At 58.6% G+C, this 12,804-nt stretch carries 12 protein-coding genes; 8 read left to right on the top strand and 4 right to left on the bottom strand.

The window, feature by feature from the left end:
• The first annotated feature begins 49 nt into the window (after positions 1-49).
• From JF539_RS13030 to JF539_RS13010, 5 genes are all read left to right on the top strand, one after another.
• Positions 50-1,267: a YcaO-like family protein gene (locus tag JF539_RS13030; protein ID WP_207141106.1), complete on the top strand. Its 1,218-nt coding sequence runs from the start codon at positions 50-52 to the stop codon at positions 1,265-1,267.
• 3 nt (positions 1,268-1,270) lie between these two features.
• Positions 1,271-2,611 (top strand): TfuA-like protein, encoded by a 1,341-nt coding sequence (locus tag JF539_RS13025; protein WP_207141105.1) that lies wholly within the window; start codon positions 1,271-1,273, stop codon positions 2,609-2,611.
• A 77-nt stretch (positions 2,612-2,688) separates the two neighbouring features.
• On the top strand, positions 2,689-4,056 hold the full coding sequence (locus JF539_RS13020) for a hypothetical protein (RefSeq protein ID WP_207141104.1): 1,368 nt from the start codon (positions 2,689-2,691) through the stop codon (positions 4,054-4,056).
• 104 nt (positions 4,057-4,160) lie between these two features.
• Positions 4,161-4,808: a hypothetical protein gene (locus JF539_RS13015; protein ID WP_207141103.1), complete on the top strand. Its 648-nt coding sequence runs from the start codon at positions 4,161-4,163 to the stop codon at positions 4,806-4,808.
• Between the two features lie 70 nt (positions 4,809-4,878).
• Positions 4,879-5,229, top strand: coding sequence for a hypothetical protein (locus JF539_RS13010; protein ID WP_207141102.1), 351 nt, complete (start codon positions 4,879-4,881; stop codon positions 5,227-5,229).
• Between the two features lie 217 nt (positions 5,230-5,446).
• On the opposite strand, the gene JF539_RS27705 is transcribed toward JF539_RS13010, so the two are convergent.
• The 3 genes from JF539_RS27705 to JF539_RS12995 form a co-directional block, all read right to left on the bottom strand.
• A complete protein-coding gene (locus JF539_RS27705; RefSeq protein WP_207141101.1) occupies positions 5,447-5,935 on the bottom strand; it encodes a GNAT family N-acetyltransferase in 489 nt (162 codons plus the stop codon).
• Positions 5,932-7,692, bottom strand: coding sequence for an adenylate/guanylate cyclase domain-containing protein (locus JF539_RS13000; protein ID WP_207141100.1), 1,761 nt, complete (start codon positions 7,690-7,692; stop codon positions 5,932-5,934). Before JF539_RS13000 ends, JF539_RS27705 begins: the two co-directional genes overlap by 4 nt.
• Before the next feature lie 308 nt (positions 7,693-8,000).
• Positions 8,001-8,234, bottom strand: a complete 234-nt coding sequence (locus JF539_RS12995; protein WP_207141099.1) for a hypothetical protein — start codon at positions 8,232-8,234, stop codon at positions 8,001-8,003.
• Between the two features lie 521 nt (positions 8,235-8,755).
• On the opposite strand from JF539_RS12995, the gene JF539_RS12990 reads away from it, so the two are divergent.
• From JF539_RS12990 to JF539_RS12980, 3 genes are all read left to right on the top strand, one after another.
• Positions 8,756-9,841: a DUF2336 domain-containing protein gene (locus JF539_RS12990; protein ID WP_207141098.1), complete on the top strand. Its 1,086-nt coding sequence runs from the start codon at positions 8,756-8,758 to the stop codon at positions 9,839-9,841.
• A gap of 223 nt (positions 9,842-10,064) precedes the next feature.
• Positions 10,065-11,072, top strand: coding sequence for a hypothetical protein (locus tag JF539_RS12985; protein ID WP_207141097.1), 1,008 nt, complete (start codon positions 10,065-10,067; stop codon positions 11,070-11,072).
• 10 nt (positions 11,073-11,082) lie between these two features.
• The gene (locus tag JF539_RS12980) at positions 11,083-11,946 is read left to right on the top strand and encodes a hypothetical protein (protein ID WP_207141096.1); all 864 of its coding nucleotides are present in this window, start codon (positions 11,083-11,085) and stop codon (positions 11,944-11,946) included.
• Positions 11,947-11,967: 21 nt separating this feature from the next.
• Here the strand turns inward: JF539_RS12980 and JF539_RS12975 are convergent, their stop codons facing one another.
• Positions 11,968-12,753, bottom strand: a complete 786-nt coding sequence (locus JF539_RS12975) for a hypothetical protein (protein WP_207141095.1) — start codon at positions 12,751-12,753, stop codon at positions 11,968-11,970.
• Between the last annotated feature and the right edge of the window lie 51 nt (positions 12,754-12,804).

The raw sequence follows: 12,804 nt of genomic DNA, 5'->3' as shown, positions 1-12,804 counted from the left end.
ATTTCATGCGGTGTGAGATGTTCTTCCGGCAACAAGCCAATGGAAGAACATGCCCGTTCAGGAACTCGACAATTCCGCCAAGCGCTATAGGGAAGGCACACACAGAACCGTGCCTCCCGGGCGCACGCTGGCAAAGGTGAAGCCCTTTCTGGACGAGATGGGCATTACCAGGCTGGCGAATCTCACCGGTCTCGACCGGATAGGCGTGCCCGTCGTCTCGGCCGTACGCCCAAACTCTAGGTCGGTTTCGATTTCGCAGGGTAAAGGCACGTCTCTGGACGCAGCCATGGCGTCGGCCGCCATGGAGGCAATTGAAAACTATCACGCGGAGCGGATTGTCCTGCCGTTGAAATTCGGCAGTTACAACGAGTTTTCCGCTCATCATGATCTGGTCGACGTGGACGCCTTGCCCAAGTTGAAGTCAGGTGCGTGGCATCCGGACCGCCGGATCTTCTGGATCGAAGGCCGGGAGCTTTCAACAGGCACAGCGGTTTGGCTCCCGTTTGAAATGGTCCACTCCAATTATACGGTGCCGGCCATCACCGGAAGCGGGTGTTTTGTGTCCTGCACGAACGGACTTGCCTCGGGAAATCACATCCTTGAGGCGATTGCCCACGGCATTTGTGAGGTTGTGGAGCGGGACGCCAACAGCCTGTGGAACCGGCTTTCCGATAAGGCCCGCGCCACGACGCGAATTGACCTTTCGACGATTGCGGACCCGGAGTGCCTCGTTTCCCTCCAAGCCCTGCGCCGGGCGGGCTTCGCGGCCGGCATCTGGGATATGACCAGTGACGTGGGTATTCCGGCATTTTATTGCCTGATTGTCGATGAGCAGGTCCCCTTGGGCCATTCCGGCGGCGGGGCGGGGTGCCATCTGGATCCGGCAATCGCGGTTTCACGGGCAATAACCGAAGCCATACAGGTCAGGACAAACTATATCGCCGGCGCCCGTGACGACCTTGGGCGGAGCGAATACCAGGCAGATGAAATTACAGAGAAAAACAATCATGCCAGAAGGCTCATGGATCTGTTCTCCCCGAAGCCTCTTGATTTTGCGCGCTTCGTGGACCGATCCGGCGACAGTTTCGAAAGTGACGTTGAAACGATGCTGGATAGACTGGGCAAGGCGGGTATTGAAAAGGTGCTGTGCGTCGATCTCACGAACGACGCCTTTCAGATACCGGTGGTCAGGATCGTCATCCCGGGCCTTGAAGGCCCGGACGATCACGAAGATTACCTGCCGGGACTGCGTGCCGGACACGCCTGACGCATGAAGACGATCCTGTTTGCCGGGCCGACGATCAGCAAGGCCGAGATTGACAGCCGGCTCGAGGCGGACGTCCGGCCGCCGGCCCAGATGGGCGATATCTATCTCGCCGCTCAATCCGGGCCATCGGTCATCGGTCTGATCGACGGGTATTTCCAGGGGGCGGCGTCCGTCTGGCACAAGGAGATCCTGTGGGCCATCGAGCAAGGCGTCGCCGTTTTCGGAGCATCCAGCATGGGCGCGCTTCGAGCCACGGAACTCTGCAAGTTCGGGATGGTCGGCGTCGGCGATATCTTTGAGGCCTTTCGCGACGGGTCGCTTCAGGACGACGACGAGGTGGCGGTGCTGCACGGGCCCGCGGAACTGGGATATCCCTCGCTTTGCGAACCCATGGTCAATATTCGCGCCACGTTGAGGAAGGCCGTCGCCGAGCATATTCTGGACGAGCGTTCCGCGTCCCGTTTCGCCGATATCGCCAAATCCTCCTATTATCCCGAGCGAAAGTGGACCACTCTGCTTGAGGCAGTAGCGGGTCTGGAGGACATGAGCGAAGCCGGGCAGGCTCTGGAGAACTGGCTGGCGACAGGCCGGGTCGATCAGAAAAAGGAAGACGCGCTGGCGCTTCTCGATGCGGTATCCAGCTGGCTCGCGCAGGGAGACAGGCCGGCTGTCCCGTCTTTTGCTTTCGAATGGACAGTGATGTGGGACCGGCTGGTCAATGCAACCCCGTCGAACCCGCCGGAGGCCCGGACGGGCGTGGCGGTTCTGGACGAACTGCGCCTGCAACCCGACTCCTATTGCGCCATCAGGCGCAGGGCCGCCGGACGTTTTCTGGCAAGCGAACCGGGCGGAGGCGGAACCACAGCCGGGGAAGGGGATTTCCCCGGAACGCTTCGTAAATTCCGCGAGAACCGCGGACTTTATTCAACCCGAGACCTCAGATCCTGGTGCGAGCGGAACGGGCTCGACGAGACCGGTCTTCATGCGCTGATTACAGAGGAGGCCCGTATCGATGCGCTTGGCCGGTATGTCGCGTCCAGCGCCCCGCAGTTTCTGCTCGCGGAACTGAAAATTGACGGCACCTACGAAGAGCTGGCCCACAGGGCCGGATTGAAATCCGCTATGGATCAATCGCCGGTTGGAGAAGAAGATACCCTGGACGGCGGGTTTTCCGTTGCCGGTCTTCGGCTTTGGTACTTCGAAACCTGTCTCGGACAACCCTTGCCTGAAAGTATTGATGATCATCTGAAGATGATTGACATTGAAGATCGCAGCAATTTTGATTCAATGATCGCCCGGGAATACTCTTTTCGGCAAAGTCTGACCCGGTCAGATGAGCCATAGTCTGTTTCGCTTGGCACAAGCACGCGGTGCGGTCACCCTGCCGGCGATTGCGGAACAAGAGAAAGCAGAAAAAGCCCATGGATCCAAAATCAGTTCCGCATCCTGGAACCCGGTTTCTGCTGTTCCCGAATCTACCCAGTCTCGAGGACGAGGGAACGCCTGAGCTGGTCTGGGTCTCGACACCGGCGGGCAGCGCCAGCCAGGGGCCGTCCGACGACCGCATGTATGTGATCGATCCGGTGGGCAAGGAGAGTCCCTACGGATATTACCAGCATTCGGGTCGTACCGTTCATTTCAAGCCGCCCTGGGAGGGGCCTATCCGTCCTCCGGCGCAGCCCGGTCCGGAAGGCCACTTCGACCACCTGAGATTCGGGACGCCGCAGTTTGAGCAAGCCCATGCCTACGGCTCGATCCGGTTCACGCTGGATATCTGGGAGGGCTATTTCGGCCATCCGATCGAATGGCATTTCTCCGGCCATTACGATCGGCTGGAGATCTTGTTCCTGCGCGGTCTGGACAACGCCTTTGCCGGCTTCGGTTCGGTGGAAATCGGCTCTTACGAGCATGAAAGCGGCGCGCATGTGAATTTCGGCCTCAGCTTTGACGTTCTGTCTCATGAAGTCGGGCACCTCATCATCTACAAGGAGGTCGGCATACCGGACACGAACGACGTTCACGGGGAGTATTTCGGCTTTCACGAGTCCGCGGCCGACCTGGTCTCCTTGATCTCGCTCATGCATTTCCAGTCCCCGATGAACGATCTGTTGGCGGAAAGCCGCGGCAATCTTTACACTTTCAACCATCTCAACAGATTTGGGGAGGTTTCAAACCAGGAGCAATTGCGCCTGGCGTCCAACAATCGGACCCTGTTCGAATTCAAGGACGGCTGGACGAGCGAGCACGACCTGTCGCAGCCTTTGACCGGAGCAATGTTCGATATCCTGGTCGATGTCTTTCACGAAAATCTGGTGGAAGCGGGGCTCATTTCGGTGCATCTGGAGGATCTGTCGGACAGGATTGAAAACGATCCCGACTATGTCGCAATCATTCAACCGCTCTTTGACCAAGCCTATCGGAAGGATCCGGATGAGTTCGCGGAAGCGCTTGCCGGCGCGCGGGACTATATGGGCATCGCTTTGGCCGGAACCTGGCGACGGCTGTCGTCCTTGACCCTGAATTATGAAGATGTCGCGCAGGCGATGCTCGCAGCCGACCGGGAAGTTACCGGTGGCCGTTTCGAACGGATCATTTCCGTGAACATGCGGAACCGGGGCATCGGTGAAGTGTCGGCGGGCCCCCGTCTCACGCCGCCGGACGAAACGAGCCACGCCTTTTCCGCACGGACACTGGTTGCCGACGGTCAGGACCACGGAGCGGCCGGGCATGGATGTTCCCACCTGCCTTTTTCAACTCGCATGGCGCTTGCCCGCATGGGAAACGGGTAAATTCCAAAGCGTTAGAGAGTTGGTTTGCGGTAGATTTCCCTAGGGTCCATGCTACTATGGCGGTAGTTTGAGCGGTAAATGTGTCAGGTCACCGGGGGGCTTCCATGCCGGAAACGCTTTTTAGTACTTCAGAGATTTTACTTTTTGGCCGGGTCATGGAGGATATGGAATACAAGCACCCTTCGGACCCCAGGAAGAAGAGTCCGCCACCCAACGAGACGTCTACCGCTCCTGTCCCGAGGTATGGCGAGAACAATCAACTGATCAAACAGTTGCTGGTTGACGAGACCACCGAACACCGGAAAGCGCAATTCGCGCGCATCTACGGGTATGCCTTTGAAGGGCAGTATTACGACTTTGCCCGTCCGCAGATTTTCCTCGTTCACGGGGCAGGAACCGCCGCGGAGGGGCCTGTTCCGCAACAGTCGACCGAGAAGAGAAGGTTGGCCCGGCAGCCGGGCAGTGTCGACCGTGGCGGCACTGCGGTAAACGGTACCGCATTCTCCGACGACATCATGGTCTGGTCATACGACAAGGGGGACTATCTTATCAGGCTGGACCCCGAAACAGGTCCGCTTGAGAAGATCCTGCTGGAAGCGGAGGCCGGTGCGGCTGCGTCGGGCTATAGCGGTGGCAAGGCGTACAGCGGCGGAAAGGCCTATAGCGGCGGCAAAGCGTATAGCGGTGGCAAGGCCTACAGTGGCGGCAAGGCGTACAGCGGCGGCAAGGCCTATGGCGGTAACAGCGACTGACGCTGGCAGCGTCGGCAAATGAACCAAGTTTGAAACGTTTGGCCCAAAGCCCAAAAGCGGGAAGTTCAGAATGGCGGATTTGTCTTGCAGCCCGGACAACAAGAATGTTCCTACGGGGGAAGCCCTCAAAACCAAGATATTGATTTTTCCCAGCATCGGCCACGACCTGGTGTTGGGCAAAAAGGTCAAGGTGAAGTTCACGCCCGCGTCCGGCGCTGAAGGCACCGTGAGCGTTCCCGAGGAGCAATGCGACGTCATCGGAGTGACCGCGATCGAGTGCAAAGACGTCGAGATCGACGAAAGCGCGAACGGGTCCTTCAACGTCGAGATCGAAGCCTTGTTCATGGTCGGAGGTCAGCAGACGCAAATGGAGCCCGACGCGGAAAACGCCTTCTTTGTTCAGAGGATTCCGAAAGTTTAGGGTTCGGCCCCAAAACTCGGCTTTCAGGTGACTATCCGGAAACGGCGAGCGAGGAAGTCCCGGCAGAATGATGCTTATGCATGCTGCAGGGGTTTATCACGGGGCTCCCAACAAGGCGGATTGGCGGCTTCGCGTTCGACATGCAAACCGGACTCTATGAACCCGGGGTCTGGACGGGAAGGGGAGACGGTTCTCTGCCGCTGGACGCGGGCAAGCGTTACTGCCACTGCATATGGATCTTGGTTTCGTCTTCACTGAAAAAGGTGAAGCCGAGACGTCTGTAGAGGGAGATTGCCGGATTTCCTTTCACCGTCGAGAGGTGAAGCGGCTTTTCCATCGCGGTCGCGTTTTTCATGACATCTTCTATCAGAAGCGTGCCCAGGCCACGGTTGCGGTAAGAGGGAAGCAGATAGATCTGGTCGAGATTCAACCGGGAAGGTTCTTCCGACACCTGGATCCAGCCGACCACCGTTTCCTCGACCATCACCAATCTGATTTCGTTGCAATCGAAGTACGTCTCGAAAGCCTTCTCAGCGCGCTCGCAGTCCAGGCGGCCCAGGGCTTCCAGAAGTGGAAACATGGTCTCGATATAAAGCGTCCGGCAAAAAGAAAAATCGGATGCAACGGCGGGGCGAAGCCGGTAGGGCCTCTGGGATGGGTAAACCGGATCAACCGCGTGCTTCAGTGACTTTTCTTCATCGCTCACTTGAAACCAGCCTTCCTCAATCCCTCCATCAAGCGTTCGCGAGGGCCCGGCTCGCGGTCCGGCGGAACGTTTTCCCAATGCTTGATCGTGAATTCCGGATGCGTGGCGAGGAGCCTTTCCGCATAGCGGTTGGCCGTTGAGATATCTCCCATCAACGCATGGCTGGCTGTCAGCATGCGATAGCCTTCGGTCTTGTCATGCATCTGCTTCAGGGTCTTAACGGCCGACTTGTAATCCTGCATGTCGAAAAAGGCTTCGCCCAGATGCCAGAGATACCAGTCCGGGTAACAGGGGTTCAGCCGCATGGCCCTCTTGATCAAACCCACCGCGCGTTCCGGATCGCCGTTGCAGCACACGGAATGCCCCATCTCGGCCAGCACGTCTGCGTCATTGGGATTGAACTCGATCGCGCGTTCATAGGCGGCAAGCGACTCCTCGTGCTGGCGCTTGTAAAGGCAGGCCAGCCCGAACGCCGCGTGCCCCCGGGCGTCGCTCGGTGCCAGACCGATTGCCCTTTCCGCCTGAAGCAAGGCCTCGTCGAGCGCTTGCTCCGGCGGGTCCGCCCAGTTGAAACGCCAGGCATCGTTCAACATGCGCGACATGCCGACGTAGGAGCGGGCATACCCGGGATCGACCCCCGCGGCCTGTTTGAACAGGCTATGGGCATGATTGTTGGTTTCACGGTCAAGCCGCCGGTAGACTTCCTTGCCGCGTAAAATCAGTCCGTAGGCCTGCAGATCGGAAGGTGCATTTTCGCGCTGGCGGCGCAGTTCCGCCGCATTGACCTCGGCTGAAAGGCGGGAGGCGATGACTGCGGTCACTTCGTCCTGGAAATCGAAGATGTCTCCCATGTCGCCGTCGAAGCGTTCCGACCAGACCGTCAGGTCCGACTGTGCCTCGACCAGTTCCACCAGGATACGGACCCGGCTTCCCGCGCGCTGCAGGCCACCGTCGACCAGGTACCGCACGCCCAGTTTCTTGGCAATCAGGCTCGGTTCCTGAAATTTTTCCGCGAAGGCGGATGACGATCTTTGCGCAATGACATGCAGGTCCTGAAACCGCGTCAGGTTTCCAATGATGTCTCCGGCCAGGCCGTTGCAGAGATGGACGAGTTGGGGTTCGCCGGTGATATTGCTGAAAGGCAGAACCGCAATCGAACTCTCGTTTTTCTTCCGGTCATTCAGAGGCTTGCGGTGAACAACCGGATCAGGCGGCGCTTCGCCCTCGTTGACAGGAACGATGGCGAATATTTCGACGGGTTCCTGAATGTTTTTAAGGGAGGGCGTGCCCAGTGTCCTGAAATGGACGTTCTCCAGGCTCCGTGCCGTCTGTTTGACAGCGGCCGAAACGCAGATCTGGCCCGGTTCGGCGACCCCCTGGATTCTCGATGCGAGGTTGACACTGTGTCCCTGAATGCCGTTGGCGCTTTCCCGCACTTCCCCGAGATTAATGCCTACACGGAACTGAATGGGGAACTTGTCGGAGTTCCAGACGGCATCCTTCTGGAATTCCTGTTGCATCTGAATGGCGAACTTGATCGATTGGGAGGCATTCTTGAAGAGCGCCAGGATACCGTCGCCGGCGATATTTTCCACCGACCCGCCGTAGTCCTTCACCAGAGCCCTGACCAGATTGATGGCTTGCTCAACGCGTTTGGCGGTCCGGTCTTCGTCGGTCGACATGAGATGGCTGTAGCCGCAAATATCTGCGAACAGCACTGCGGATAGTTCATTGCCGCGTTTTTGTTGAGCAATCATCCCATGGTCCGCGTGGCGTGAGTTTGAATTCGGTCAAAAGGAATAGGCGACAAGAGAAACTTGTTCCAAAAGCATTATAGCTGCAACGCCCACACTAGAAAACTCGAATCCGGGTGTCGAGAGCGGACGCGATGCTTCCGGTTCCGAAGCGTGCCGGGGAAGCCGGTCCTTTCGCGGCGCCGGGGGAGAACTGTCCTGAACCCGGGAAGCGGTCTCTCAGTTTTCGTACGATCCGTTATTCCCGAAGCTCGCCAATCAATGAAGGGGGGGCACGATCTCGTTTTGCTTTCCTTCGCGCCCCGTGTCCTTCATCGGTCGTTGAGGTCTCTCGAAGACGGTGCGCCTTGCCGGTGCAGTTCCTCGCGCGCTCTCAGGGCGGTGTCGGGAAGAACGTCATGGAGCAGATCGTCGGGAATGCGCCGCCGTTTTCGACGGGGCAGGAAAGGCGTCAGCCAGCGTCTGAACAGACTTGCGGTTTTCTTCAGGAAGCTACAGCGCCGCTCTGTCCGGGAGCGGGGAACGGCCGGGAACGGTTTCGCCATGAGCGTCGTGGCCTCCTAATAAAGAAATATTTTTCTTTCTTTATATCTCAACTTATGGCCTCAGGATATAAAAATGTTTTCCTTTTTAAATTGAAGGTCGCGCCTATCCCGCGCATTGCGAAACAGGGGTTCGGTCGAGAGGCGTCGAGTGGTCTGGAGGAGCCGAAGGCAAGGGTCAGGCAAGGTGATGAGGCTATGGTCTCGGCATCACGTGAGGCGGATTAACAAATTCATCGAGAACGCCGCTGGAAAAGGTCGAATTTCGGCGTTTTTGCCGTTTATTTTCAAAAAAAACAGGCCTTTCAGAGTGTGGAATTGGGTTTTGAATGCAGCGATTTTTCCGGGATAATCTTTTAAAAACAATGCTCTGCCGTGGATCGTTCCGATGCGTTTAGAATTTCTATCAAGTTTTACAAAAAGACAATTACATTCTCTAAAAGCGTGTTTCGGTCTTCTTTAAATCTCGGGTCCATTGTGGCTATCGACGCCAGATAGGCACACATGGAAATTGGTATCGAGCAATGACTGAAGCGTTGAAAACAGAACTGGTGAACTTTTCGGAGCTGACCGGTGAAGCTGGCAGCGCCAGACGGGCGGAACTCGCCCGGCACGTCGCAACCCTGTTCGCCCTGACATCCGACCGCTGCTCCGACGAGCAGGTCGATATTTACGATTCGGTTCTCCTGCGGCTCGTCGATATGGTCGAGGCAGAGGTCCGCCGCTATGTGGCGGAACAAATGTCAAGTTTGCGCCGCGGACCCGAGGAAACCATCCGCCGGCTCGCGGATGACGATATCGAGGTGGCCGAACCGATCCTGGTCAGATCGACTGTCCTGCGCGACACCGACCTGATCAAGATTGCGGAAAAGCGCGGCAACACCCATTGTTTCGCAATCGCGCAGCGCGAAGTCCTCTCTGAGGAGGTGACCGACGTTCTCGTGCGCAAGGGCGATTTGAAGGTAAAGCGGAAGGTTGCCGGCAATGAAGGTGCGTCGCTCTCCGACGCTTCGCTCATGGTCCTGATCAGTGACGCGGCGGCCGATGCGACGCTGCAGCTTTCGCTGAGTGAACGCGGTGACCTTGCCGAGGCGCATATTGCCAGCCTCGTGGCGGTCGCCAGCGAAGAGGTGCGCAAGAAGCTCCAGGCAGCCGGCCGAGAGGAAGAAGCCGTGCGTCTGGACGAAGCGGCAGACGTGGCGGCCCAGCATATGTCCAACCAGTACTGGCTGGGCCGCTACGATTTCGAAACGGCGCGCAGCCGGGTGATCCTGCTGGCCAAACGCGGAATGGTCAACGAAGCGGCCTTGCGCCGGTTTGCTTCCGAGGACCGGTTCGCGGAGGCGGTCGCCACCTTTTCCTGGCTGGTGCGCGCGGGCGTCGAGGAAATGAGCCACTGGATGGTGCGGCCGAATCCTGAGCCCTTTGTCATACTTGCAAAGGCATCCGGCTTTTCGTCCATCACGATCAGTTCGCTGTTGTCCATCGGTCCGTGGCGGCACCGGCTGACCCCGGAAGTGCGCAGCGAGTCCATGGCGCTCTTCGAGCGCATGACGATCGCGGAGGCCAAACGGAAAATGTCTCACTGGACCTCGACCGTCTTGAACTGAGGAACCGGTCACGGTTTCCGCATTTGCAAGCCCGGCCCTGTGCCGGGCTTTTTGTTCGTGTGGCCACTCCCAGGCCCTCCCGGCATCGTGAGCCGCGCCCCCAACGCCTTTCCGGCCTCCGGCATGGACCTTGCGCGTGAAATCCGATATCGGTCCGCCACGAACTAAAAACAGGGTCGGCATGCGGATCGGATTTCAGGCTGGGGGCATCAACGAGCGAGGCATGAGCGTCGCGATTTACGATTATGCCCGCGGCGTTCAGGATGTTCTCGGCCACGAGGCGGTGGTCTTCTACAGCGAAGCCAAGAGCGCTCCGCAAGTGGTCGAGAAATTCAAAAAGACCTTGCGGCTGGTGCCGATCTCCTCCGGTGACGACGGCCGGACCGTCAGCGAACCGTATCAGCTCGACTTCTGCTATTACATCCGCGAGGGCCGGAAACGGCCTCTGGACCTTGCCGGTGGGCGCTCGGGCATTCATGCGGTGTTCCGCCATTTCGAGCCCCACGGTGACGTCTACGCTTATGTCTCGGATTGGCTGGCGGACTGGATGAGTGGCGGACAGGCGCCGGCCGTGCCGCATATCGTGGATCTGCCGGAGGCTGTGGGAAGCCTTCGCCCGGCGTTGAACATTCCGGACACCGCCTTCGTGGTCGGCCGTTATGGAGGCTACGACCAGTTCAACATTCCTTTCGCCCAGAAGGCGGTCGAGGTGTCGCTTGAAAAGAGGCCGGATCTCTATTTCCTGTTCGTCAACACGGAAAAATTTGTCGATCATCCGCGTGCGCTCTTCCTGCCCTCCATCGTCGATCCTGAGGAAAAGGCGCGGTTCATTGCGAGTTGCGATGCCGGGCTGAACGCCAAGAAGATCGGCGAGAGCTTCGGGCTGGCGATCGCGGAGTTTCTGATGCTCGGCAAACCCGTGTTCAGCTGGGCCGGCGGGATGGACCGGAACCATGTCCGCATGACGCCGAAGACGGAGTGGCTTTACCGGACGCGAGGGGATCTGGTGCGGCTGCTGACGCAGTACCAGCCGAGTTCAAAAGACAGAGAGCTGGCGCGGACTTCGGTCGAGGGCTACCGTCCCGAACCGGTGATGAAACGCTTCGAGGAGGTGTTCCTGTCCGGTGCCCATCCGTCCGCCGGCCTTACGTTGTCGCCCATGTTCAAGACGATACGGTTCCTCCAGGAAAAAGCGATGCGCGCCCAGTTCAGGCTTTGGAAGAGCTTGTGAGGAGCCCCAGGTGAAACTTTTCGACTGCTTCGTCTTCCATAACGAGTTCGACCTTCTGGAAATCCGCCTGCGCGAAATGGGACCGTTCGTCGACCGTTTCGTTCTGGTGGAGGCCAATCAGACCCAGCGCGGCACGGAAAAACCCTATTATTTCAAGGAAAACCGGGAGCGTTTTTCAGCCTGGGCGGACAAGATAATCGATGTGCAGGTCGAGTTTCCCGACGAATTGCCTCCGGCACTCGGCGTCTACCAGCACCGGCGCAAGAAAGACTGGGAGCGGGAGAACTTTCAGCGCAACTGCATCGCGCGTGCGCTTGAAGATTGCGACGGCGACGACCTGATCCTGCTTTCCGATGTCGACGAGATCGTTCGGGCATCGGTCCTTGAAACGGTTCTGGAAAGGCGGCTTTATAAGGGCAGGCTGCTGGTGTTCGAACAGGGTCTGTACAAGCATCATCTGAACCGGGTCGTTCCGGACAAGACCTGGCTTTTGGGCTCGCGGATGATTGAGAAGAAATACCTGACGACACCGCAGCAATTACGCCGGACCAAGGCGAGAATGACCAAGAAGGCCTATGTCCCGGGCTTTGTGACCCAGCCGTTCTTGAGGATCCGGAACAACAGCCTGTCGGGTATCGGCCGGCCGGTGAAAATCATTCCCGACGCCGGATGGCACTTCTCGTCCATGGGGGGACTGGAGGCCTTCAGGACCAAACTCGCCTCTGTGGTTCACGGACAGACCGTCGATACCAGCGACATTTTCAAGCTTTACGAGCGCGAACTGCTAGGAACGGACCTCATCCCGCCGGAGGATTTGCCCGCCTGCGTTCAGGAAGGGCGGTTCGATCACATGCTGGCCGGCAAAAAGGGGTGAATTGGGCCGGCTGCGGCTGCGCTAGAAGCGGAAGCGCGCGCCGATGACCGGGCCGTGAACGTCCAGACTGTCGAGGTTGGCCACGTCGTCGAAGCGCCAGCCCATGTAGCGGTAGCCGGCAAACAGATCCAGATATTTCATGTCGTAGCCAACCGCGCCGTAGAGTTGCCATGTCAGGTCCGACTGGCCGGTGCCGATGTCGCCGTAATAGACGACGGACCAGCGATCCGCCAACCTGGTTTCTCCGCGCAGGCCGGCGACCGCATCGATTACCTGGCCGTCGGTGCTGGCGCTGGCACTGAAACCGCCAAGGGAGAAATCGAGGTCGGTTTTCAGCCAGAGATACCGAAAGCCGCCGAACCCGGCGATTTCGGTGCTCGGTGTTTCGACAAACGCATAGCCCAGGGAATTGGTCGTGATGAAGCTCTGCATCGTCACGTCCAGCCTTGCATTCAACGGACCGTTGACGAGGTTTGCCGTCGTCGATTCAGAGCCTTCCAGATGCATGTAGACAAGGTCGGAATAGAACCCGAACCGTCCCTTTTCCAGCGCTGCCGTCGCCATCAGGGCGATGTTGAGGTTCTTCAGCACATCGCGGAACGGCAGTTCCAGGCTGTCGCCCGCCCGGGTTTCGGCGTTTAGCGACGCCGCCCAAAGATAGGGTGTGACCTTGAAGGTCCAGCGGTCTTCCACGATCCGGGAAGGCGCCGGCTGCGGCTCCAATGGCAGGTCAGCCGCCAGAGCCGGTAGTTGAGTTGCAACGATCGCAACGGCGCCCGCGAGTGTTGAGAGACCATCTTTCAGCATCGTTCCTGCCCCGCTCTTGCCGGCTCAAGGAGACCTTCCGGTTCGGCCCCA

The sequence above is a fragment of the Roseibium aggregatum genome, from assembly GCF_017309185.1.
GTDB classification, from domain to species: domain Bacteria; phylum Pseudomonadota; class Alphaproteobacteria; order Rhizobiales; family Stappiaceae; genus Roseibium; species Roseibium aggregatum_B.
Note: the sequence above shows the minus strand (reverse complement) of the source record. Positions and strands in the feature narration are given on the sequence as shown.